Source organism: Micromonospora sp. MGP-C2 (assembly GCF_057766525.1).
In genome coordinates, this window is the sequence record NZ_JBYMEN010000002.1 from 6,846,126 (window position 1) to 6,869,869 (window position 23,744).

18 protein-coding genes and 3 rRNA genes are annotated in these 23,744 nt (G+C 69.2%); 15 read left to right on the forward strand and 6 right to left on the reverse strand.

Annotated features, from left to right (window positions below):
• Positions 1–17: 17 nt before the first annotated feature.
• Positions 18–1,481, forward strand: coding sequence for an argininosuccinate lyase (gene argH / locus AC3CF1_RS31465; protein ID WP_088951635.1), 1,464 nt, complete (start codon positions 18–20; stop codon positions 1,479–1,481).
• Positions 1,482–1,524: 43 nt separating this feature from the next.
• Here argH and AC3CF1_RS31470 read toward each other — a convergent pair whose 3' ends face one another.
• Both AC3CF1_RS31470 and AC3CF1_RS31475 read right to left on the reverse strand, forming a co-directional pair.
• Complete coding sequence (locus AC3CF1_RS31470) at positions 1,525–1,878, reverse strand: MmcQ/YjbR family DNA-binding protein (protein ID WP_088947502.1); 354 nt, start codon at positions 1,876–1,878, stop codon at positions 1,525–1,527.
• Positions 1,879–1,949: 71 nt separating this feature from the next.
• Positions 1,950–2,375 carry a DNA-binding protein gene (locus tag AC3CF1_RS31475; RefSeq protein WP_141908870.1) on the reverse strand — a complete coding sequence of 142 codons (426 nt, stop codon included), beginning with the start codon at positions 2,373–2,375 and terminating at the stop codon, positions 1,950–1,952.
• Between the two features lie 99 nt (positions 2,376–2,474).
• Here AC3CF1_RS31475 and AC3CF1_RS31480 point away from each other — a divergent pair, with 99 nt between their 5' ends.
• From AC3CF1_RS31480 to AC3CF1_RS31500, 5 genes are all read left to right on the forward strand, one after another.
• Complete coding sequence (locus AC3CF1_RS31480) at positions 2,475–3,116, forward strand: DNA-3-methyladenine glycosylase (RefSeq protein WP_355160697.1); 642 nt, start codon at positions 2,475–2,477, stop codon at positions 3,114–3,116.
• An 82-nt stretch (positions 3,117–3,198) separates the two neighbouring features.
• Complete coding sequence (locus tag AC3CF1_RS31485) at positions 3,199–4,284, forward strand: WD40/YVTN/BNR-like repeat-containing protein (RefSeq protein WP_488451887.1); 1,086 nt, start codon at positions 3,199–3,201, stop codon at positions 4,282–4,284.
• A gap of 1 nt (position 4,285) precedes the next feature.
• Positions 4,286–4,561 (forward strand): ubiquitin-like small modifier protein 1, encoded by a 276-nt coding sequence (locus tag AC3CF1_RS31490; protein ID WP_088947505.1) that lies wholly within the window; start codon positions 4,286–4,288, stop codon positions 4,559–4,561.
• A 234-nt stretch (positions 4,562–4,795) separates the two neighbouring features.
• Positions 4,796–5,938, forward strand: a complete 1,143-nt coding sequence (locus AC3CF1_RS31495; RefSeq protein WP_088947506.1) for an LLM class flavin-dependent oxidoreductase — start codon at positions 4,796–4,798, stop codon at positions 5,936–5,938.
• A complete protein-coding gene (locus tag AC3CF1_RS31500; protein ID WP_088947507.1) occupies positions 5,935–6,570 on the forward strand; it encodes an FMN reductase in 636 nt (211 codons plus the stop codon). Before AC3CF1_RS31495 ends, AC3CF1_RS31500 begins: the two co-directional genes overlap by 4 nt.
• On the opposite strand, the gene AC3CF1_RS31505 is transcribed toward AC3CF1_RS31500, so the two are convergent.
• From AC3CF1_RS31505 to AC3CF1_RS31515, 3 genes are all read right to left on the reverse strand, one after another.
• Entirely contained in the window at positions 6,563–7,447 is an 885-nt protein-coding gene (locus tag AC3CF1_RS31505) for a universal stress protein (protein ID WP_488451888.1), read from the reverse strand. The genes AC3CF1_RS31500 and AC3CF1_RS31505 overlap by 8 nt on opposite strands.
• Before the next feature lie 161 nt (positions 7,448–7,608).
• Positions 7,609–8,499 (reverse strand): universal stress protein, encoded by an 891-nt coding sequence (locus AC3CF1_RS31510; protein WP_488451889.1) that lies wholly within the window; start codon positions 8,497–8,499, stop codon positions 7,609–7,611.
• Between the two features lie 50 nt (positions 8,500–8,549).
• On the reverse strand, positions 8,550–11,165 hold the full coding sequence (locus tag AC3CF1_RS31515; RefSeq protein ID WP_488451890.1) for a cation-translocating P-type ATPase: 2,616 nt from the start codon (positions 11,163–11,165) through the stop codon (positions 8,550–8,552).
• 174 nt (positions 11,166–11,339) lie between these two features.
• Between AC3CF1_RS31515 and AC3CF1_RS31520 the strand changes: the two genes are divergently transcribed.
• The 5 genes from AC3CF1_RS31520 to AC3CF1_RS31540 all read left to right on the forward strand — a co-directional run bounded on the left by AC3CF1_RS31520 (position 11,340) and on the right by AC3CF1_RS31540 (position 16,045).
• Positions 11,340–11,846, forward strand: a complete 507-nt coding sequence (locus tag AC3CF1_RS31520; protein WP_488451891.1) for an ArsR/SmtB family transcription factor — start codon at positions 11,340–11,342, stop codon at positions 11,844–11,846.
• Between the two features lie 52 nt (positions 11,847–11,898).
• Positions 11,899–13,371 (forward strand): serine hydrolase domain-containing protein, encoded by a 1,473-nt coding sequence (locus AC3CF1_RS31525; protein WP_488451892.1) that lies wholly within the window; start codon positions 11,899–11,901, stop codon positions 13,369–13,371.
• A gap of 38 nt (positions 13,372–13,409) precedes the next feature.
• Entirely contained in the window at positions 13,410–13,910 is a 501-nt protein-coding gene (locus AC3CF1_RS31530) for a GNAT family N-acetyltransferase (protein WP_488451893.1), read from the forward strand.
• Positions 13,911–13,958: 48 nt separating this feature from the next.
• A complete protein-coding gene (locus tag AC3CF1_RS31535) occupies positions 13,959–14,561 on the forward strand; it encodes a hypothetical protein (RefSeq protein WP_488451894.1) in 603 nt (200 codons plus the stop codon).
• A 152-nt stretch (positions 14,562–14,713) separates the two neighbouring features.
• Positions 14,714–16,045, forward strand: coding sequence for a hemolysin family protein (locus AC3CF1_RS31540; protein ID WP_488451895.1), 1,332 nt, complete (start codon positions 14,714–14,716; stop codon positions 16,043–16,045).
• A 19-nt stretch (positions 16,046–16,064) separates the two neighbouring features.
• On the opposite strand, the gene AC3CF1_RS31545 is transcribed toward AC3CF1_RS31540, so the two are convergent.
• A complete protein-coding gene (locus tag AC3CF1_RS31545) occupies positions 16,065–16,448 on the reverse strand; it encodes a PaaI family thioesterase (RefSeq protein ID WP_172862181.1) in 384 nt (127 codons plus the stop codon).
• A 107-nt stretch (positions 16,449–16,555) separates the two neighbouring features.
• On the opposite strand from AC3CF1_RS31545, the gene tyrS reads away from it, so the two are divergent.
• The 4 genes from tyrS to rrf all read left to right on the forward strand — a co-directional run bounded on the left by tyrS (position 16,556) and on the right by rrf (position 23,703).
• On the forward strand, positions 16,556–17,848 hold the full coding sequence (gene tyrS / locus AC3CF1_RS31550; RefSeq protein WP_210793143.1) for a tyrosine--tRNA ligase: 1,293 nt from the start codon (positions 16,556–16,558) through the stop codon (positions 17,846–17,848).
• Positions 17,849–18,493: 645 nt separating this feature from the next.
• Positions 18,494–20,010, forward strand: a 16S ribosomal RNA gene (locus AC3CF1_RS31555).
• A gap of 379 nt (positions 20,011–20,389) precedes the next feature.
• Positions 20,390–23,500, forward strand: a 23S ribosomal RNA gene (locus tag AC3CF1_RS31560).
• An 86-nt stretch (positions 23,501–23,586) separates the two neighbouring features.
• A 5S ribosomal RNA gene (gene rrf / locus AC3CF1_RS31565) occupies positions 23,587–23,703 on the forward strand.
• The 16S, 23S and 5S rRNA genes sit together here, the layout of an rRNA operon.
• The last annotated feature ends 41 nt before the right edge of the window (positions 23,704–23,744 follow it).

Consider the following 23,744-nt stretch of genomic DNA (forward strand, 5'->3'; position numbering starts at 1 on the left):
AGGCAGGCAGAGCAATGATGGGCGACGTGGACGACAAGAGCCTGACCGAGAACAGTGCCGCCACCAACCGGACGAGCCTGTGGGGTGGCCGGTTCGCTGGCGGCCCCGCCGAGGCGCTCGCCCGACTGTCGGTGAGCGTGCAGTTCGACTGGCGCCTGGCCCCGTACGACATCGCTGGTTCCCGGGCGCACGCCCGGGTCCTGGCCGGCGCCGGCCTGCTCGACCCGGAGGAGCTGGGCCGCATGCTGGCCGCGTTGGACGACCTGGAGGCCGCCTGCGCCTCCGGGGCGTTCCGCCCCACCATCGAGGACGAGGACGTGCACACCGCGCTGGAGCGCGGTCTGCTGGAGCGCCTCGGCAGCCTCGGCGGCAAGCTGCGCGCCGGCCGGTCCCGCAACGACCAGGTCGCCACGGACCTGCGGCTCTATCTGCGGGACCACGCTCGGGGTGTGGCCAGCCGTCTCGTCGAGCTGGCCGAGGCGCTGGTCGAGCAGGCCGAGCGGCACATCGACACCGCCGCGCCCGGCATGACCCACCTCCAGCACGCCCAGCCGGTCACGTTCGGGCACTGGTTGCTCGCCCACGTGCAGCCGCTGCTGCGTGACCTGGAGCGTCTGCGTGACTGGGACCACCGGGCGGCGGTCAGCCCGCTCGGTGCTGGCGCGCTGGCGGGCTCCGGCCTGCCGCTGGACCCGGTGGCCGTCGCCAAGGAGCTGGGCTTCCGCACGTCGTTCGCCAACTCGATGGACGCTGTCGCCGACCGGGACTTCGTCGCCGAGTTCCTCTTCACCACCGCCATGATCGGGGTGCACCTGTCCCGGCTCGGCGAGGAGGTGGTGCTCTGGACGTCGCACGAGTTCGGCTGGGTCGAGCTGGACGACTCGTTCGCCACCGGCTCGTCGATCATGCCGCAGAAGAAGAACGCGGACATCGCGGAGCTGGCGCGCGGCAAGTCCGGGCGCCTCGTCGGTGGCCTGGTGACAGTGCTCACCATGCTCAAGGGCCTGCCGATGACCTACGACCGGGACATGCAGGAGGACAAGGAGCCGGCCTTCGACGCCGTCGACACCCTGGAGCTGCTGCTGCCGGCCCTGGCGGGAATGATCTCCACGATGACGGTCCGGGTGGACCGCCTCGTCGCCGCCGCCCCGGTCGGCTTCTCCCTCGCGACCGAGGTCGCCGACTGGCTGGTCCGGCGCAACGTGCCGTTCCGGGACGCGCACGAGATCACCGGCCGGCTGGTGGCGCTCTGCGCGGCCCGCGAGTGCGAGCTGAACGACGTCTCGGACGAGGACCTGGCCGCGATCAGCGAGCACCTCGACCCGTCGGTGCGCGACGTGCTCTCGGTCCGTTCGGCCCTCGCGGCCCGCACCACCCCCGGTTCCACCGGTCCCGGCCCGGTCGCCGACCAGCTCGCCGACGCGGCGGACCGGCTGGCCGGCTGGCGGGAGTGGGCCACCGAACGGGTCGTTCCGCGCTGACCTCGTCGCGGCGTCGGCGGGTTCCGCCGGCGCCGCGGCCGGTTCAGGCCGTCGGGCGCTCCCGCTTGGGGAGCTTGGCAACCACCATGTCGTACGACGCGTCGACCGCCTCGGTCAGCTCGTCGGCGTCGATCCCGCCGTTGAGCCGCAGCGTGTTCCACCCGGACCGACCGATGTAGGCCATCACCCGGGCGTCGTCGGGGTGCCGGTGCAGCCATTCGTCGGCGACCTCCCGGGTCGGCCCGCACTTGATGCCGACAGTCGGCTCGCCGTCACCGTTGCCGAGGAACGCGAAGATCCGGCCGCCCACCTTCACCACCTCGTCGCCCTCCCACGGCTGGTCCAGCCACGCCCCCGGCTTGGCCAGGCAGTACGCCAGCATGTCCGCGCGCTCCATGGGTGCCTCCTCGTCGTGCGCACAGTGTGCCCGTCGAATCGCCCGCAGGCACGCGGTGTGCCGGTTCGCCGTCAGCGGGTCTGCTCGGCCGAGCGGGCGGCGACCCGCTCGTAGCGCTGCCGGGCCGCCTGTGCGCTGCCCAGCCCCAGCCCGTACGCGATGGCCTGCCAGGTCAGCCCCCGGTCGCGGGCCAGCGTCATCAGCCCGGCCTCCAGCGCGTCCAGCTCGGCGCGGACGTGCGGCAGCAGGGTCAGCGCGGCGGTCAGGTCGGCGGCGTCGACCGGCTCCTCCGTCGGCTCCCGCTCGGCCCCGCCGGCGGCCAGCGCGGTGACCAGGGCGACCGCCTCCCACGGGTCCAGCACGTACGGGTGTGCCCAGCGCGAGCGCTGTGCGTCGGTGCCGGCGTGCCGGTCGCTGATCCGCTGGAGTGCCTCGTGGGTGCGGTGTGCGCGGGCGTGGGCGGGGTGCGGCGCGGTGAACGGGTCGTTCGTCGTCATGTCCCGAGCACACACCCTCAACACAATATTGTCAACAGAACGTTGAAACCGCGGGCGGTTGTGCGTGGCGATCGCCGCCCGGCTGGGTACCGTCGACCCATGGACCTGTTGCCCGGTGACCACGCCACCGACGCCGACCTGGCGGCACTGGCCGACCTGCTCGCCGGCCCGCTGCTGCCGGCCGCACGCGGGCTGCTGGGCTGCGAGCTGCACGCGGGAGGCGTCACCGTCCGGATCACCGAGGTCGAGGCGTACGCGGGCATGGCCGGGGACCAGGCCTCGCACGCCCACCGGGGGCGCACCCCACGCAACGCGGTGATGTTCGGCCCGGCCGGGCACGCGTACGTCTACTTCACCTACGGGATGCACTGGTGCATGAACGTGGTGACCGGTGTCGAGGGGGAGGCTTCCGCCGTGCTGCTGCGCGCCGGGGAGGTGGTCGACGGCCTGGCCACGGCTCGCGACCGTCGGCCGGCCGTACGCCGGGACGTGGACCTCGCCCGTGGGCCGGCCCGGCTCTGCGCCACGCTCGGCATCGACCGCTCCGCGTACGGCGGGTATCTGCTGGGCGACGGTCCGGTCCGGTTGCGCCCGCCGACGCGGCCGGTGGCGCCGGAGACGGTGGTCGCCGGTCCGCGGGTCGGCGTGACCGGCGCGCATGACCTGCCGTGGCGGTTCTGGCTCGACGGCGACCCGACGGTCAGCGCGTACCGGCGACACGTGCCCCGCAGCCGGCGCTGATCCCCGGGCGTGTGTCCCACGAACGTGTCGGGGGGTGTGGCCATAATCACCGCACCTGCTCACCGACGGTTCGGAGGACGTCATGGCAACACTGCTCGCGATCGGCACGGCCAAGGGACTGTTTCTCGCCACCAGCACCCACGACCGGCGCAGTTGGGAGATCACCGGCCCGCACTTCCCGATGACCGGTGTCTATTCGGTCGCGGTCGACACCCGTCGCTCCACCCCGCGCCTGCTCGCCGGAGTGACCAGCTCGCACTTCGGGCCCAGCGTCGCCATCAGCGACGACCTCGGCGCCTCCTGGGACGAGCCCGACGAGGCGCCGGTCGCGTTCCCGGCCGACACCGGCGTCTCCCTCGGGCGGGTCTGGCAGCTGATGCCGGCCGGTCCCGACCAGCCGGACGTGGTCTGGGCCGGCACCGAGCCGTCCGCGCTGTTCCGGTCCACCGATGGTGGCCGCAGCTTCGAGCTGGTCCGCTCCCTCTGGGACCACCCGCACCGCCCCCAGTGGGAGGCCGGCTTCGGCGGTCAGGCCGTGCACACCGTGCTGCCCCATCCGCGTGACCCGGCCCGGCTGCTGGTCGCGATGTCCACCGGCGGGGTCTACCGCTCGGAGGACGCCGGGGCGAGCTGGGCCCCGGGCAACACCGGCATCCGTGCCTACTTCATGCCCGACGAGTGGCCGGAGTTCGGCCAGTGCGTGCACAAGGTCGCCCGGGACGCCGGCAACCCCGAGCGGCTCTACGCGCAGAACCACCACGGTGTCTACCGCTCCGACGACGACGGCCGCACCTGGTCCTCGATCGCCGACGGGCTGCCCAGCGACTTCGGCTTCCCGATGGTGGCCCACCCGGGGCGAAGCGGCATGGTGTGGACTTTCCCGTTGGTGGCCGACAGCGAGCGGTTCCCCACCGACCACCGCTGCCGGGTGTTCCGTTCCGCAGACGCGGGCGGCAAGTGGGAGCCGCTGTCGGTGGGGTTGCCCGAGGGGCCGTTCTATCCGGCGGTGCTGCGCGACGCGATGTGCGCCGACGAGGCCACCCCGGGTGGGGTCTACTTCGGCACCCGCTCCGGCGAGGTCTACGCCAGCCGCGACGAGGGTGACTCCTGGTCCCTGGTGGCCGCGCACCTGCCCGACGTGCTCTGCGTTCGCGCCGCGGCGGTCTGAGATGGTCACCGTGCTGCTGCCCGGCCCGCTGCGCGGCGAGGCCGGTGGTGCCAGTCGGCTGAGCGTCACCGCCGCCGGGACGCTGCGGGCGGTCCTCGACGAGGTGGCCGCCCATCATCCGCGGCTGTCCCGGCGCATCCGTGACGAGCGCGGCGAGCTGCGCCGTTACGTCAACGTCTTCGTCGACGGTGAGGATTGCCGGCACTCCGGCGGTCTGGCCACCCCGGTTGGCGACGAGGCCGAGGTGCAGGTGTTGCCGTCGGTGGCGGGCGGCTGAGGTCACGGTCGCTCGATGCCCGCGAGACCTGATCACCCAGCAGGCCGCCGCTGGCGACGTCACGGCCGGCTTGAGCCCGGCGGCGAAGCCCAGTTCGGTCCCGTCTGTCCGCTGTTGGAGGTGACCCGCGCCACCCCGAGACGTGCCGCCTTCGGAATAGTTGCGTCGTCAAATAAGTTGAGAGCTGCGTCCGGGCACCACGAATGACCCGGTTCTACACGCAGGGAGCTGGTCATGCAGTTCGGAGTCTTCACCGTCGGTGACGTCACTGTCGACCCGACCACCGGTCGGGAGCCGACCGAGCATGAGCGGATCAAGGCGATGGTCGCCATCGCGCTCAAGGCCGAAGAGGTCGGCCTGGACGTCTTCGCCACGGGCGAGCACCACAACCCGCCGTTCGTGCCCTCCTCGCCGACCACCATGCTCGGCTACATCGCGGCACGCACCGAGCGGCTGCTGCTGTCCACCGCGACCACGCTGATCACCACCAACGACCCGGTGAAGATCGCCGAGGACTACGCGATGCTCCAGCATCTCTCCGGCGGCCGGGTGGACCTGATGATGGGCCGCGGCAACACCGGCCCGGTCTATCCGTGGTTCGGCAAGGACATCCGCGCCGGCATCCCGCTCGCCATCGAGAACTACGACCTGCTGCACCGTCTCTGGCGCGAGGACGTGGTCGACTGGAAGGGCAAGTACCGCACCCCCCTGCAGTCGTTCACCTCGACGCCGCGCCCGCTCGACGGCGTGCCCCCGTTCGTCTGGCACGGCTCGATCCGCAGCCCGGAGATCGCCGAGCAGGCCGCGTACTACGGCGACGGTTTCTTCGCCAACCACATCTTCTGGCCCAAGGAGCACACCCAGCGGATGATCGCGCTGTACCGCCAGCGGTACGCGCACTACGGCCACGGCTCCGCCGACCAGGCCATCGTCGGTCTCGGTGGGCAGGTGTTCATGCGGCGCAACTCGCAGGACGCGGTCCGGGAGTTCCGTCCGTACTTTGACAACGCCCCGGTCTACGGGCACGGGCCGTCGCTGGAGGAGTTCACCCGGGAGACCCCGCTGACCGTGGGCAGCCCGCAGCAGGTCATCGACCGCACGCTCGGCTTCCGGGAGTACGTCGGCGACTACCAGCGGCAGCTCTTCCTGATGGACCACGCCGGGCTGCCCCTGAAGACCGTGCTGGAGCAGCTCGACCTGCTCGGCGAGGAGGTGGTGCCGGTGCTGCGTAAGGAGTTCGCGGCGCTGCGTCCGGCGCACGTGCCGGAGGCTCCCACCCACGCCGCGATGGTTGCCGCCGCCGGTGGCGCCAAGGACAGCACCGTGCACGCCGTCGACGACGTGACGGGCAAGGCGCCGGAGGGGGCGACCCGATGACCCGCCGCACCCTGGCCGTGGTCTCGGCGGGGCTGAGTCAGCCCTCGTCGACCCGGCTGCTCGCCGACCAGCTCGCCGCGGCCACCCGCGACGAGTTGGTCCGGCGCGGCTCCGAGGTGGAGCTGCACGTCGTCGACCTGCGGGAGTACGCCCACGACGTGGTGAACAACATGCTCACCGGGTTCCCGCCGGCGGCGCTGCGCGAGGTCATCGACGCGGTCACCGGGGCCGACGGGCTCATCGCCGTCACTCCGATCTTCAGCGCCTCCTACAACGGGCTGTTCAAGTCATTCTTCGACGTGTTGGATTCGGGTTCGCTGGTCGACCGGCCGGTGCTGATCGGGGCGACCGGCGGCACCGCCCGGCACTCGCTGGCACTGGAGCACGCCGTCCGCCCGATGTTCGCCTACCTCCGGTCGGTGGTGGTCCCGACCGCCGTCTTCGCCGCACCGGAAGACTGGTCGGACGGCACCGCCGACGGCGCGTTGCGCGGCCGGATCCGGCGTGCCGCCGGGGAGTTGGCCGACCAGATCGAGCGTCGACCGCCGGCCAGCGGCCCCGCCGACCCGTTCGCCCTCACCACCGACTTCCTGCAGATGCTCGGTCGATCCGACGACACACCGGTCAGCTGACCGGGTAGGGGTGGGCGACCAGCACCGGGCAGTGCGCGTGCTGGATCGCCGCCTGACTGACCGAGCCGAGCAGCAGCCCGGCGAATCCAGCCCGGCCCCGGGTGCCCACGACCAGCAGCGACGCCGTGCCGCTGGCCTCGATGAGCCCCTGGGCCGCGCCGGCCGCGCGGACCGGATGCTCCCGCACCACCAGGTCGGGGTGCTCGGCGCGAACGGCGGCGGAGGCGTCGGCGAGCAGCCGTACCGTGTCGGCCTGGTGCGCGGCCTGTGATTCCTCGATCTCCTCCGGCACCGTCCGCTCCTCGTCCGCAGGGCCGACGTGCACCAGCACCAGCGGCACGTCCCGCAGGGCGGCCTCGTCGGCGGCGTAGCCCGCGGCGAGCCGGGACGACTCGGACCCGTCGACGCCGACGAGCACCGGAGCGTCCACCGGGATCGGCTGTTCGTCCGGGCGGACCACCAGCACCGGGCAGTGCGCGTGCGCGGCCACCTGCGTGCCGACCGAGCCGAGCAGCAGCCCGGCGAACCCGCCCAGCCCCCGACTGCCCACCACTACCAACTCGGCCTGGCGGGACTCCTCGATCAGGGTGATGCCGGGGCCACCGGCGACCTGGCGCACCTCGACGGCCAGGCCGGGCCACCGGTCGGTCAGCTCGGCCGCCGTGCGCTCCAACATCTTCTGCGCCTCGTCGGAGGGCACCGGCACCCCGAGGTCGTACGGGTTGAGCGGCACGCCGTAGCCGAACGGATGCAGATAGCCGTGCACCAGGCGCAGCGTCCGGGACCGGAGCAGGGCGGCGCGGGCGGCGTGCTCCGCGGCGACGAGGCTGGACGGCGATCCGTCCACGCCCACCACGACAGGTCGGTTCATCGGCACTCCCTGGGTCGGTCAGCCCATTGTCGGCGGTGCGCAGCCGTCACGACGCCGAACGCGCCGGCACCGGCCGACCGAACGCGCCGGCCAGGCGGGTGACGTGACACCGGACGTGGGTCCGCGCCGGCCGTGGGGGGAGTGGCCGGCGCGGACGGAACGAGGGGTCAGTTCTTGCGATCCTCGCGGCGGTGCCGAACGACGACCACCGGGCTGTGCGAGTGGTGCAGCACCGTGTGGCTCACCGAGCCGAGCAGCATGCCGGCCAGCGCGCCACGGCCGCGTGCACCGACCACGGTGAGCTGCGCCGTGGCCGACTCCTCCACGAGCATCCGCGCCGGCGCGCCGTACGCCACTCGCCGCCGCACCGGCACGTCGGGGTAGCGCTCGGACCAACCGGCGATCGCCTCGGCGAGCACCCGCTCCTCCTCGGCGATGAGCGCTTCCACGTCGTTCGCTATCGGCAGGAGGTCGCTCGGCGCCGCCGGGATGATCCAGGCGTGCACCGCCACCAGATCGGTGCCGCGCAACGAGGCTTCCTCGAAGGCGAACCCCAACGCCTGGGCGGAGAGGTCCGAGCCGTCGACCCCGACCAGGACCGGCCCGTCGGCGCGGGCCTCACCCTTGACGACCAGCACCGGGCAGTCGGCGCGGGCGGAGACCTGCACCGCCACCGAGCCGATCAGCAGCCCGCCGAAGCCGCCCAGGCCCCGGCTGCCGAGCACCAGCAGCGCCGCGTCCCGGGCCTCGACCAGCAGCATCGGCGTGGGCGCGCCCTCGACGATCGCGCCGGTGACGGCGAGCTCCGGTGCGACCTTGCTGGCCTCGGTCACCGCCTCGGCGACCAACTGCTCCGCCTGGTGCCGGAACCCGGCGTTGACGGGAGCGCCCGGCGCCGGCTCCAACGACACGCCGTAGAGCGACCAGATGAACGCGTGCACCACCCGCAGCGGGCGGCCCCGCGTCGCGGCCTCCCGGGCGGCGACACGCACCGCCTCCAGCGCCGATGTCGAGCCGTCCACAGCCACCACCACGGGGGCACCGGATCTGTTGGTCATCACGTCCTCCTTAGTTCCGTCTTCATCCTCCTTCGGTGCGGGCCGAACGGTCAGGGGCGGAAGGTAAGGGACCGGGGGCCATTGGTCCCGTCGACCCGGTCGCTCGGCGGTGTCGGACGGCGACGGGTCAGCCGCAGCACCAACCCGGGCAGGGCGCTGACCACCGCGCAGGCCAGCAGCACGGTCGGTGCCAGGGGGTCGGTGCCGAGCAGGTCCCGCAGCGGGGCGAACAGCACCCCGCCGACCTGCAACAGTGCCGACACCGCGACCGCGACGAGGAGGCCGGGGTTGCCGCGCCGCGCGCCCGCTGGCCGGGGTGCCCGGACGGCCAGTGCCACGCCGAGCTGGGCCAGCCCGAGCACCACGAAGACCACCGACTGCCAGGGCAGGTCCCGGTCGGCGGCGACCACACCGGCACCGAGCACCACGGCGGCGATCAGCGCGCCGGTGACCAGGACGTCCCGGCCGAGCCCGGCGCCGAGCACCGACTCCTGTGGCGAGCGCGGCGCGCGCCGCAGGGTGCCGGGTTCCGCAGGCTCGGCGCCGAGCGCCACCCCGGGCACCCCGTGGGTCAGCAGGTTGATCCAGAGGATCTGGGCGGGCAACAGCGGTACGGCCAGCCCGAACAGCGGGCCGATGAGCATCACCAGGATCTCGGCCACCCCACCGGAGAGGGCGTAGCGCAGGAACCGGCGAATGTTGTCGTAGATGCGGCGGCCCTCACCGATGGCGGAGGCGACTGTGGACAGGTCGTCGTCGACGAGGACCAGGTCGGCGGCCTGCCGGGCGACCTCGGTGCCGCCACCCATCGCCACCCCGATGTCTGCGCGGCGCAGCGCCGGCGCGTCGTTGACTCCGTCGCCGGTCATCGCGACCACGTGACCGCGGGCCTGCAGGCCCGCGATGATGTCGAGCTTCTGTTCCGGTTGGGTCCGGGCGAAGACCCGGGTGTCCGGGTGCGCCGTCGAGTCGTCGTCGCCGCGGGCGAGAGGATCACCGTCGTGCCACAGGCCGAGCTGGGAGCCGATCGCGGCGGCGGTGGCCGGGTGATCGCCGGTGATCAGCAGCAGCCGCACCCCGGCGGCGTCGAGGCTCTCGGCGATCTCGGGGGCGCCGGCGCGCAGCGGGTCACCGACGGCGACCAGCCCGAGCGGGCGCAGGCCGGTCGGCGCGGCAGGGTCCGGCGACGTGTCCGTCAGGGCGGCGGCGACGGCGAGCACCCGCAGGCCCTCTCCGGCGAGCCGGTGGGCGGTGCGGGTCAGCGCGGCGATCTCGTCGTCGGTGGCGTCGAGCAGGGACGTGGTGAGGACGCTCTCCGGGGCGCCCTTGCAGACCACGAGATAGCGCTGGTCGCAGGAGCGGTGCACGGTGACCATCCGCCGTTGGGCCTGGTCGAACGGGTGCTCGGCGACCCGTGGCCAGGCCGCGCGGGTGTCCTGCGGGTCGAGGCCGCACCGAGCCGCGAAGGCCACGAGCGCCGCTTCGAGCGGATCCCCCACGGCGCCCCAGTCGCGTCGTTCGTCGTCCGGGGGTGACAGGGCGGCGTCGTTGCAGAGCAGCCCGGCCCGCGCCAGCCGGCGGAGTTCCTCCGGTACGGCCACCGGCGCGCCGTCCTGGTGCACGGCGCCGTGCGGGGCGTACCCGCTGCCGGTCACCTCGTACCGCGCCCCGTCGGTGGTGGCGACCTGCTGCACCGCCATGCGCCCCTCCGTGAGGGTGCCCGTCTTGTCGGAGGCGATCACGGTCACCGAGCCGAGTGTCTCCACCGCGTGCAGCCGACGCGGGATGGCGTGCGCGGCGGCCATCCGGCGCGCGCCCAGCGCCAGCGCCAGGGTCACCACCGCCGGCAGCGACTCGGGTACCGCCGCGACGACCAGGCTCACCGCCGTGATGGCCATGTCGACCAGCGGCCGACCGCTCATCACCCCGATCGCGAAGACCAGCCCCGACAGCACGACCGCGACCAACCCGAGCGTGCGGCCCAGGGCGGAGAGCCGGCGCTGCAGGGGAGTGGCGGCGGGCCGCGTGCCCGCCACCAGGGCGCTGATCCGGCCCAGCGCGCTCGCCGGCCCCGTCCGCAGCACGGTGCCGTCCGCGCGTCCGGTGGTGACCACCGTCCCGGCCAGCGCCTCCTGACCGACGGTCCGCCCCACCGGTACCGACTCACCACTCAACGCGGATTCATCCAGTTGCAGCCGGTTCGCCTCGACCAGCAGCAGGTCGGCCGGCACGATGTCGCCGGCCTCGATCCGGACGAGATCGCCGTGGACCAGGTCCGCGGCGGGGACGGCCAGGTCCCGGCCGTCACGGACCACCCGGGCGGTGGGAGCGGCGAGCTGGCCCAGCGCCGCGATGGCGCGGTCGGCGCGGATCTCCTGCACCACCCCGATGATCGTGTTCACCAGCACGACCAGGACGATCACCGCCGTGTCCGGGTAGTCGCCGAGCACCGTGGTCACCACCGCGGCGGCGAGCAGCAGGGCCACCAGTGGGTCGGTGAGCTGGTGCAGCACCCGTACGGCCGCGTGCCGGCGCGGCGGCGGCGCCACCGCGTTGGGTCCGTTCGCCCGCAATCGGGCGGCGGCCTCTGCCGCGTCGAGCCCGACCGCGATGGGCACATCGATCGTGCCCTCCAGCGTCCGGCCCGGACCGCCCGTATTCGCCACCAGTGACCTCCCCGTCCCGCGCGGCGCGCCACCGGCACGCCGTCCCTCTCACCATCCCGCTGAGTGATCACCCAGGGCAGAGGCGTTGCGCCCGAGGGGCTCGGGACCAAAGACCCGCCGGCCTCCCGGGCTCCCGGGGTTGTACGGGAATACGTTTGTACGTACTATCAACCCATGACCACCATGGAGTCGCGGCTCGCCGCGCTGGAGACCCAGGTCGCCGCACTGAACGAGCGCCTGGCGGCGGCGCCACCACCAGCGCCGCCCGCATCCGAGGGCACCTTCTGGGCACTCGACGGCCTCAAGCAGCGCCTGCCACCCGAGGGCACCGGCGCGGTCCTCTACACCGGCACCGTCCGCGTGGCCGGGCAGCACTACGACTGGCAGTACGGCCGCACCGTCGACGACGTGCTCGCCGCCGACTGGACGGAGCTGGCCAGCACGCTCTCCGCGTTGGCCCACCCGGTGCGGCTGCGGCTGCTGCGCGAGATCCTCGACGGCCGGCAGAGCACCAGCGAGCTCGCCGAGATCGAGGAACTGGGCACCACCGGCCAACTCCACCACCACCTGCGCCAGATCACCGCCGCCGGCTGGCTGAGCAGCACCGGCCGGGGTCGGTGGGCCGTCCCCGCCGAACGCGTGGTGCCGCTGCTGACCATCCTCACCGCCGCCGGCCGATGACCCACGCCCGCAGCACCGACCGCCCGCACGACGAACAGCAGGGAGAAGCACCATGCGCCGGACGACAGTGATCACCATCGTCGTCGCGCTGATCGCCGGCCTCGCCGGAATCGCGCTCATGCCCCGGGTGGCCCGCCTCGGCGCGCAGACCACCGGCGACGCTGACCTGGCCGGCGCCGCACGTGCGGCCGTACGCGACCCGTCGGGACACCGCGGGCTCGCCGTCGCACTGGTCGAGAACGGCCGGATCCGCACCGCCGGCCTGGGTGACCGGGACCGGACCGGCCAGCCCGTCGAGCCCGGCACCTCGTTCGAGATCGGCTCGGTCACCAAGGCGCTCACCGGCATGCTCCTCGCCGACCAGGCCGCCGCCGGGGTCGTCCGCCCCGACGAACCCCTCGGCGCCACCTGGCCCACGGTCACCGGCCCCGCCCGCGACGTGACGCTCGCCGAGTTGGCCAGCCACCGCGCCGGGCTGCCCCGGCTCGCCCCCGACGGCATCCTGGGCTGGGCACGCATCCTCTGGTCCAACGTGTCCGGCGGCAACCCGTACGCCGGGCAGGACACCGACGCCGTCCGCAGCGCAGCCGGCCGGGTCACCCCCGACGACGAGCGCGGCGAGGTCCACTACTCCAACCTCGGGCCGTCCGTGCTCGGCCACGCGCTGGCAGCGAGGGCCGGCGTCGCGTACGCCGATCTGCTGCGGGCGCGGCTACTCCAACCGCTCGGTATGCACGCCACAGTGATCGCCACCCACGCCGACGACCTGCCGGCCGGCCGCGCGCACGGCGGCCGTGCCTCCGGCCGGCCCCTCGACACCTGGTCGGGAGTGGGGTACGCCCCGGCCGGCGTCGGCCCCTGGTCCACCGCGGAGGACCTGGGCCGGCTGGCCGCCGCGACCCTCGCCGGCACCGCACCCGGCGCCGACGCCACCACCGCCCGCTTCCGCGAGGACGAGAACACCCACATCGGGTACGGCTGGTTCACCACCCGGCACGGCGACCACGAGGTGGTCTGGCACAACGGCGCGACCGGCGGGTTCCGGTCCTACATCGGCCTCGAACGGGCCACCGGCAGGGCGGTGGTGGTGCTCGGCAACACCGACAAGGGCGTCGAGCCGATCGGGCTGCGACTGCTCGGCGTACCGGAAAAAGAAGCGGCGGAGGCGGCACCGGTGGCCCCCGTCTGGATCGGCGCCGGTCTCGCTGTGGCGTTCACCTTCCTCGGCGGCCTGTCCCTGCTCGGCACCGCCCGCCGCCGCGAACTGGACCGGGTGACAGTGGTGGCCGCGGTGGTGTGGGCGTTCGCCTACCTCGGGTTGGCGCACCGGATGGGCGACTGGTCGGTGGTGCCGGTCTGGCTCTGGCCGCTCGGGGCCGGTCTGTCCGCGGTGGGAGCGACACTGGCCGTGACCCGGTGGTCCACCCTGCCGGTGGTCGACGCGCGGGTGCCGTGGCGTCGCCTGCTGTCGGTGGCCAGCTCCCTGCTCGCCGCCGTGCTGGCGGTCGCCGCCGTGAGCGACTGAGCGAGCCGCGCGGGCCCGCCGTTGCGTACCCTCGGCCGATGACTTCTGATCTGCGGCTGCGCCCGGTCCTGGAGGACGACCTCGTCGAGTTCTTCCTGTTCCAGCAGGACCCGGAGGCCAACCGGATGGCCGCCTTCGTCGCCAAGGACCCGTCCGACCGTCGGGAGTTCGCCCGGCACTGGGCCCGGGTGCTCACCAACCCGGCGAACCGGGTCCGGACCGTCGAGGTCGACGGCGAGGTGGTCGGCTACGTGAGCGCCTTCCCGGTCGACGACCAGACCGAGGTCAGCTACTGGATCGACAGGGAACGCTGGGGCCGGGGCCACGCCACGGCGGCCCTGGCCGCCCTGCTGCGCGAGCTGCCCCGCCCGGTGCACGCCCGCGCCGCCAAGGACAACGCCGCGTCCCTCGCGGTGCTGCGCAAGTGCGGGTTCGTGGTGGTCGGCGAGGACTCGGGGTACGCCAACGGCCGCGGCGAAGACGTCGAGGAGTGGCTGCTGCAGCTGCCCGCCGATACTTCTGACCTGGGCGGGCACTAGTCTCGCGGCGTGAACTGGTTGGATCTCGTCGGCTAGGCCGGCTCCGCGGTGCTGGTCTGGTCGCTGCTGCAGTCGCGCATCCTGCGGCTGCGCGCGCTCAACCTCGTCGGCTGCCTCGTGCTGATCGGCTACAACGCCGCGATCGAGGTCTGGCCCATGGTCGGGCTCAACATCGTGCTTACGGTGATCAACCTCTGGTACCTGCGGGGAATGCTCGCCACCCGGCACGACGAGAAGACCTACCAGGTGGTCGAGGTCGGCGTCGGCGACCAGTTCCTCGCCCACACGCTGCGGGTGCACGCCGCCGACATCGCCCGCTTCAACCCCGACTTCCGGTGGGACCCGGACACCTCGGGACGATCCGCCTTCCTGGTGGTCACCGCCGACGAGGTGGTCGGCGTCGTGCTGTCCCACGCCGAGGCGCGGGGCGTCGCCCAGATCGACCTGGACTACGTGACCCCCAAGTTCCGCGACTTCACCCCGGGCGAGTTCGTCTACCGGCGCAGCCACCTGTTCACCGAACGAGGCTTCCGCCAGGTGGTCAGCCCGCCCCGGATGGTCGCGCCGTACTACCACCGGCTCGGCTTCCGTCCGGAGGGCGACTCGTACGTCCTCGATCTGCCGACCACCCCGGCGGCCGATCCGGCGTAGCGTCACCGGCGACCTATCCGGCGTAGCCTCGCCGGCGCAGGATTCAGCGGGCACCGGATGGGGCAATCACACGCCTACGCCGGGCGGGCTCGCCGACCGGCGGGCGCCGCGCGTACCGGCCGGTGCCACCACCACGAGGGAGCGAACCGGGCGTGCAGAGCTACGGGAGCCAACTGGCCCTGGTCGGAATCCTGGTCGTGATCAACGCGCTCTTCGCGGGCAGCGAGATGGCGTTGGTGTCACTGCGGGACAGCCAGATCCAGCGGTTGGAACGGACCAGTCGCGGGGGCCGGGTGCTGGCCCGCCTCGCCAAGGACCCGAACCGCTTCCTGGCCACCATCCAGATCGGCATCACCCTCGCCGGCTTCCTCGCCTCCGCCGCCGCGGCGGTCTCGCTGGCCAAGCCTCTCGTGCCGCTGCTCGGAATCTTCGGTGGCGCCGCCGAGACGATGGCGATCGTGGTGGTCACCCTCGCGCTGACGTTCGTCACCCTCGTCTTCGGCGAGCTGGCACCCAAGCGGATCGCCATGCAGGCCGCCGAGCGGTGGGCGCTGCTGGTGGCCCGTCCACTCGACCTGCTCGCCACGTTCACCCGCCCGGCCGTCTGGGCGCTCGGCGCCACCAGCGACGTGGTGGTCCGCCTGGTCGGGCTCAACCCCAAGCACCAGCCGGAGGAGATCGGCCCGGACGAGCTGCGGGACATCGTCGCCGGCAACCACGGCTTCACCAAGGAACAACGCACCATCATCGCCGGCGCGGTGGAGATCGCCGACCGACGGTTGCGGGCTGTCCTCGTACCCCGGTTGCAGGTCTTCACGCTCGACAGCGGGACCACCGCGGAGGCCGCGCGGCTCGTGCTGGCCGCCACCGGGCACTCCCGCGCGCCGGTCGTGCGACACGGCGGCCTGGACGACACGGCCGGCGTGATCCACCTGCGCGACCTGGTGGGGGTGCCCGACGACCGCCCGGTCGACGAGATCGCCCGCCCTCCGATGCTGCTGCCCGACTCGTTGCCCGTCGTGGAGGCGCTGCGCCAGTTCAAGGCAGAGCGCCAGCACATCGCACTCGTCGTGGACGAGCGCGGCGCTGTCGACGGCATCGTCACGCTGGAGGACATCCTGGAGGAGATCGTCGGTGAGATCTACGACGAGACCGACCGGGATGTGCGCTCGGTCCGCCGCGACCCCGACGGCGCGCTGCTGCTGCCCGGCACCTTCCCGGTGCACGACCTTCCGGACATCGGCGTCGAGCTGCCGTCGCGCCCAGACGGCGACTACACCACCGTCGCCGGGCTGGTGCTGGCCCGACTCGGGCACATCCCCACCGTCGCCGGCGAGGACGTCACCCTGGACGGCTGGGTGCTGATGGTGGCCGGCATCGACCACCGGGCGATCACCGAGGTACGGGTCAGCCGGGTGCCCGACGACTCCGACTCCGACTCCGACCTGACCTCGGAGCCGGTGCTGGACGAGGCCCGCAGCTGAACCGTCCGGGTGCCGCCGCTCAGTCGCGCGAGAGGTTCTGGAGGCGGACCTGACCGCGGGCGACCAGCCGCTCGTCGGCATCGGTGATCTCCACCTGCCACAGCTGCTGGCTGCGGCCCCGGTGCACCGGCGTGCCGACCGCGGTCAGCTCCCCGTCCCGGACGGCCCGCAGGAAGTCGGTCTGGTTCGACACGCCGACCACAGTGCCCCGGTCGCCCAGCCAGAGGGAACCACCCACGCTGGCCGCGGTCTCCACGACCGAGCAGTACACCCCACCATGCTGAATGCCGAACGGCTGGTGCAGCTCCGGTCGGACCTGCCAGCTGATGACCACCCGGTCGGCGGACGCCTCTTCGAACTTCAGGCCGAGCAGGGCGACAAAACCACCCGTCAGATCCGGCATCTCCACGGCAGAACCCCTCCTCGATCAACGGGGCGCAAGCCTAACCGGGGCGGGTTACGGGAAACCCGGTACGGGTCGGTGCCGGCGATGGGGGAGAATCGGTGACCGTGACCGACAGCAGCCCCCCGCCGTCCGGGCGGGACTCCCTGACCGACGACCTGCTCTGGCGTGGCCTCATCCAGGACTCGACCGGCCTCGACGAGCTGCGCGAGCTGCTCGACGGTGGGACGGCCACCACCTATTACGTGGGTTTCGACCCCACCGCGCAGAGCCTGCACGTCGGCTCGCTCATGCAGGTCACCACGGCCCGCCGGCTGCAACTCGCGGGGCACCGCCCGTTGCTGCTGGTGGGCGGGGCGACCGGGCAGATCGGTGACCCCAAGGAGAGCGCCGAACGGACGCTCAACCCGCCCGAGGTGATCGCCGGCTGGGTCGAGCGGATCCGTGAGCAGCTCGCGCCCTTCGTGTCGTACACGGGGGACAACGCCGCGCAACTGGTCAACAACCTGGACTGGACCGGCGAGATGTCGGTGGTCGAGTTCCTGCGCGACGTGGGCAAGCACTTCCCGGTCAACAAGATGCTCGCCCGGGAGGTGGTGCGGGCGCGGCTGGAGACCGGCATCAGCTTCACCGAGTTCAGCTACCAGCTGCTGCAGGCCAACGACTTCTACGAGCTGCACCGGCGGCACGGCTGCCAGCTTCAGTTCGGCGGGTCCGACCAGTGGGGCAACATCACCGCCGGCGTCGACTACGTACGTCGACGTGGCGCGGGGCCGGTGCAGGCGTTCACCACGCCGCTGGTCACCAAGGCCGACGGCACGAAGTTCGGCAAGACCGAGGGCGGCGCCGTCTGGCTCGACCCGACGTTGACCAGCCCGTACGCGTTCTACCAGTTCTGGCTCAACGTCGACGACCGCGAGGTCGACCGCTACCTGCGCTACTTCAGCTTCCGTACGCGCGAGGAGCTGGAGGAGCTGGCGAAGGCGACGGCCGAGCGGCCGGCGGCCCGCCTGGCACAGCGGGCGCTCGCCGAGGAGCTGACCACCCTGGTGCACGGCGCCGACGAGACCCGACAGGCGATCGCCGCCAGTCAGGCCCTCTTCGGCCGCGGGTCGCTGGACGACCTGGCCCCGGAGACGCTGCGCGCGGCGTTGACCGAGGCCGGCCTGGTGCGTCTCTCCGGCGAACTGCCGGATGTGGCGGGGTTGTTGCGGGACTCCGGGCTCGTCAGTGGCCTCAAGGAGGCCCGTCGGGTGATCGCCGAGGGCGGCGCCTACGTCAACAACAACCGGGTGACCGAGGTGGACGCCGGAGTGTCGGCGACCGACCTGCTGCACGGGCGATACCTGGTGCTGCGCCGTGGCAAGCGCTCGTTCGCGGGCGTTGAGCTGGGAGAATAGTCGACTGTCGACGATGTGACGGGGGACGCGTCCGGCGGATTTGACGATCATCCCGCCGGACGCGTAACTTTCTCTCTGCCAGCGCGGAACGGACGAAACAGGCGAAAGCCTGAGTCGGCCGGAGCGCAGGCCAACGGCCTCGGGGTCGGGCGGGCATGCCCACCGGATCCTGTGACCGGGAGGTGCCGCCAGAAACGCCGCGAGGCGGATTTGGTGCGGCGAAACCGACCGGGTATGGTTAAGAACCGGCAGGGCACCGGGCAAGCTTGCGGGAAACCGCAGCGGCCGGCCTGCCAAATCCGTGACGAGAGCGGCGCAAGCCGGTCGAGACATGGTGCCCGCATTACCGGGTGAAGCACGACGAACCGCGAAACACCGGTTTGACACGGCGGAAACCAGCGGGTAACGTAGTAAAAGTGCCTGGCGCTGGAAAGCGCTAAGGGACACAGAACGAAAAGCCCCGGTTGGGGTTCCACTGAGGTGGGGCTTCTGGTCGGTGTGTGGTTGTTCTTTGAGAACTCAACAGGGTGCTTGTAAAGCCAGTGCCAATTATGATTTATACCCCGGACTGGTCAGTTTTTGCTGGCTGGTTGGGATTCCTTTGGCAACATTTGTTTGTTGTCAGGATGCTGTTCAACTAATTTTTTGTTGGAGAGTTTGATCCTGGCTCAGGACGAACGCTGGCGGCGTGCTTAACACATGCAAGTCGAGCGGAAAGGCCCTTCGGGGTACTCGAGCGGCGAACGGGTGAGTAACACGTGAGCAACCTGCCCCAAGCTTTGGGATAACCCTCGGAAACGGGGGCTAATACCGAATAGGACTTCCGGCCGCATGGCTGGGGGTGGAAAGTTTTTCGGCTTGGGATGGGCTCGCGGCCTATCAGCTTGTTGGTGGGGTGATGGCCTACCAAGGCGACGACGGGTAGCCGGCCTGAGAGGGCGACCGGCCACACTGGGACTGAGACACGGCCCAGACTCCTACGGGAGGCAGCAGTGGGGAATATTGCACAATGGGCGGAAGCCTGATGCAGCGACGCCGCGTGAGGGATGACGGCCTTCGGGTTGTAAACCTCTTTCAGCAGGGACGAAGCGAGAGTGACGGTACCTGCAGAAGAAGCACCGGCCAACTACGTGCCAGCAGCCGCGGTAAGACGTAGGGTGCGAGCGTTGTCCGGATTTATTGGGCGTAAAGAGCTCGTAGGCGGCTTGTCGCGTCGACCGTGAAAACTTGGGGCTCAACCCCAAGCCTGCGGTCGATACGGGCAGGCTAGAGTTCGGTAGGGGAGACTGGAATTCCTGGTGTAGCGGTGAAATGCGCAGATATCAGGAGGAACACCGGTGGCGAAGGCGGGTCTCTGGGCCGATACTGACGCTGAGGAGCGAAAGCGTGGGGAGCGAACAGGATTAGATACCCTGGTAGTCCACGCTGTAAACGTTGGGCGCTAGGTGTGGGGGACCTCTCCGGTTTCCTGTGCCGCAGCTAACGCATTAAGCGCCCCGCCTGGGGAGTACGGCCGCAAGGCTAAAACTCAAAGGAATTGACGGGGGCCCGCACAAGCGGCGGAGCATGCGGATTAATTCGATGCAACGCGAAGAACCTTACCTGGGTTTGACATGGCCGCAAAACTCACAGAGATGTGAGGTCCTTCGGGGGCGGTCACAGGTGGTGCATGGCTGTCGTCAGCTCGTGTCGTGAGATGTTGGGTTAAGTCCCGCAACGAGCGCAACCCTCGTTCGATGTTGCCAGCGCGTTATGGCGGGGACTCATCGAAGACTGCCGGGGTCAACTCGGAGGAAGGTGGGGATGACGTCAAGTCATCATGCCCCTTATGTCCAGGGCTTCACGCATGCTACAATGGCCGGTACAATGGGCTGCGATACCGCGAGGTGGAGCGAATCCCAAAAAGCCGGTCTCAGTTCGGATCGGGGTCTGCAACTCGACCCCGTGAAGTCGGAGTCGCTAGTAATCGCAGATCAGCAACGCTGCGGTGAATACGTTCCCGGGCCTTGTACACACCGCCCGTCACGTCACGAAAGTCGGCAACACCCGAAGCCGGTGGCCCAACCCCTTGTGGGAGGGAGCCGTCGAAGGTGGGGCTGGCGATTGGGACGAAGTCGTAACAAGGTAGCCGTACCGGAAGGTGCGGCTGGATCACCTCCTTTCTAAGGAGCACCTTCCGACGAAAGTCGGTAAGGAGCCCGCACTGCCCGACTGTGGTGGTGGGGTGCTCAGATGGCGGAGACACTGGCAAGTTTTGCCCTGGCAACGGCCGGCGGCGCCTAGTACAGCCACTTCGGTGGTGGGAACGGATGCTTCTGGTGCGGCTGGGGGAGAATGTGAGCACCCTGTTGGGTCCTGAAGGAACAACCATTGTGTTGTTGTTTCAGAGACTTGGCCAGCCCTCCGGTGTGGGGGCTGGGAGTCTGCCAGGCATGGCCTGGCCCCATATACCGCCAACTGTTGTTGGGTTTGGTGTGGGGCGGATCGGGTTGTGGGTTGGTCGTTTGTTGAGAATTGCACAGTGGACGCGAGCATCTTTGTGGTCAAGTTGTCAAGGGCGAACGGTGAATGCCTTGGCACCAGGAGCCGATGAAGGACGTGGGAGGCCGCGATAGGCCTGGGGGAGCTGTCAACCAAGCTGTGATCCCAGGGTGTCCGAATGGGGAAACCTGGCACCAGTCATGTGGTGTCACCCACACCTGAACACATAGGGTGTGTGGAGGGAACGCGGGGAAGTGAAACATCTCAGTACCCGTAGGAAGAGAAAACAATTTAGTGATTCCGTGAGTAGTGGCGAGCGAAAGCGGATCGAGGCTAAACCGGCTGCGTGTGATACCTGTCAGGGGTTGCGTGGTCGGGGTTGTGGGACCCTGCTGAACAAGCTGACACTTGTTCGAGAAGTTACAAAGTTAGTGGCTAGTCGAACAGTCTGGAATGGCTGACCGTAGACGGTGAAAGTCCGGTAGGTGAAAGTTGCTGACCTTCTGTGGGTGTTCCCGAGTAGCGGCGGACCCCTGAAATCTGCCGTGAATCTGCCAGGACCACCTGGTAAGCCTAAATACTTCCTGGTGACCGATAGCGGACAAGTACCGTGAGGGAATGGTGAAAAGTACCCGGGAGGGGAGTGAAATAGTACCTGAAACCGTTCGCCTACAATCCGTCGGAGCCTTGCGGGGTGACGGCGTGCCTTTTGAAGAATGAGCCTGCGAGTTAGTGGCATGTGGCGAGGTTAACCCGTGTGGGGGAGCCGTAGCGAAAGCGAGTCTGAATAGGGCGATTCAGTCGCGTGTCCTAGACCCGAAGCGGAGTGATCTAGCCATGGGCAGGCTGAAGCGCGGGTAAGACCGCGTGGAGGGCCGAACCCACCAATGTTGAAAAATTGGGGGATGACCTGTGGTTAGGGGTGAAAGGCCAATCAAACTCCGTGATAGCTGGTTCTCCCCGAAATGCATTTAGGTGCAGCGTCGCGTGTTTCTTGCCGGAGGTAGAGCACTGGATGGTCTAGGGGGCCCACAAGCTTACCGAAATCAGCCAAACTCCGAATGCCGGTAAGTGAGAGCGCGGCAGTGAGACTGCGGGGGATAAGCTTCGTAGTCGAGAGGGAAACAGCCCAGATCACCAGCTAAGGCCCCTAAGCGTGTGCTAAGTGGAAAAGGATGTGGGGTCGCATAGACAACCAGGAGGTTGGCTTAGAAGCAGCCACCCTTTAAAGAGTGCGTAATAGCTCACTGGTCAAGTGGTTCCGCGCCGACAATGTAGCGGGGCTCAAGCACACCGCCGAAGCTGTGGCATTCACATTTTAACCTCGCTTGGACTTGATTCCTTGTGCAGGTGTGTGGATGGGTAGGGGAGCGTCGTGCCGCGAGTGAAGCAGCGGGGTGACCCAGTTGTGGACGCGGCACGAGTGAGAATGCAGGCATGAGTAGCGAAAGAAGGGTGAGAAACCCTTCCGCCGGATGACCAAGGGTTCCAGGGCCAGGCTAATCCGCCCTGGGTGAGTCGGGACCTAAGGCGAGGCCGAGAGGCGTAGTCGATGGACAACGGGTTGATATTCCCGTACCCGCGAAAGAGCGTCCCTGATGAACCTCGTTGTGCTAACCACCTGAACTGACTGATGTCTTCGGACGGATGTCGGGGAGGCTGGGAACCTGATGGGTAGTAGTCAAGCGATGGGGTGACGCAGGAAGGTAGCTGAGCCCGGCCGGTGGTTGTGCCGGGGTAAGCGTGTAGGCCGTGTTGTAGGCAAATCCGCAACACATTTAAGGCTGAGACGTGATGCCGAGCCGATTCAGGTGAAGTCAGTGATCCTATGCTGCCGAGAAAAGCCTCTAGCGAGTTCTTAGCGGCCCGTACCCCAAACCGACACAGGTGGTCAGGTAGAGAATACCGAGGCGATCGGGCGAACTGTGGTTAAGGAACTCGGCAAATTGCCCCCGTAACTTAGGGAGAAGGGGGGCCGGAGACGTGAAGCCCCGCGCGGGTGGAGCGTTGTATGGCCGCAGAGAGCAGGGGGAAGCGACTGTTTACTAAAAACACAGGTCCATGCGAAGAAGTAATTCGATGTATATGGACTGACGCCTGCCCGGTGCTGGAACGTTAAGGGGACCTGTTAGCTCTTCGGGGCGAAGCGGAGAACTTAAGCGCCAGTAAACGGCGGTGGTAACTATAACCATCCTAAGGTAGCGAAATTCCTTGTCGGGTAAGTTCCGACCTGCACGAATGGCGTAACGACTTCCCCACTGTCTCAACCACAGGCCCGGCGAAATTGCAGTACGAGTAAAGATGCTCGTTACGCGCGGCAGGACGGAAAGACCCCGGGACCTTTACTATAGCTTGACATTGGTACTCGAATTAGTTTGTGTAGGATAGGTGGGAGCCGGTGAAGTCCATACGCCAGTATGGGTGGAGGCAATCTTGAAATACCACTCTGGTTGATTTGGGTATCTAACTTCGGACCGTTATCCGGTTCAGGGACAGTGTCTGGTGGGTAGTTTAACTGGGGCGGTTGCCTCCTAAAAGGTAACGGAGGCGCCCAAAGGTTCCCTCAGCCTGGTTGGCAATCAGGTGTTGAGTGCAAGTACACAAGGGAGCTTGACTGTGAGACTGACAGGTCGAGCAGGGACGAAAGTCGGGACTAGTGATCCGGCACTTGCGAGTGGAAGCGGTGTCGCTCAACGGATAAAAGGTACCCCGGGGATAACAGGCTGATCTTCCCCAAGAGTCCATATCGACGGGATGGTTTGGCACCTCGATGTCGGCTCGTCGCATCCTGGGGCTGTAGCAGGTCCCAAGGGTTGGGCTGTTCGCCCATTAAAGCGGTACGCGAGCTGGGTTTAGAACGTCGTGAGACAGTTCGGTCCCTATCCGCCGTGCGCGTAGGATACTTGAGAAGGGCTGTCCCTAGTACGAGAGGACCGGGACGGACGAACCTCTGGTGTGCCAGTTGTCCTGCCAAGGGCACGGCTGGTTAGCTACGTTCGGAAGGGATAACCGCTGAAAGCATCTAAGCGGGAAGCCTGCTTCAAGATGAGGTATCCCACCCACCTTGGTGGGGTAAGGCCCCCCAGCTAGACGACTGGGTTGATAGGCCGGAAATGTAAGCCCGGTAACGGGTTCAGTTGACCGGTACTAATAGGCCGAGGACTTGACTACTAAGCTGCTACGCGTCCACTGTGCAACTCTGAACAAGCGAACACCCGTGATTTTTGTGCCGGGGTTGTTTGACATGTTCATAGAGTTACGGCGGTCATGGCGGAGGGGAAACGCCCGGTTACATTCCGAACCCGGAAGCTAAGCCCTCCAGCGCCGATGGTACTGCACTCGTGAGGGTGTGGGAGAGTAGGACGCCGCCGGACAATCTTCCAGTCGAGGGCCGCCCCATCCGGGTCGGCCCTCG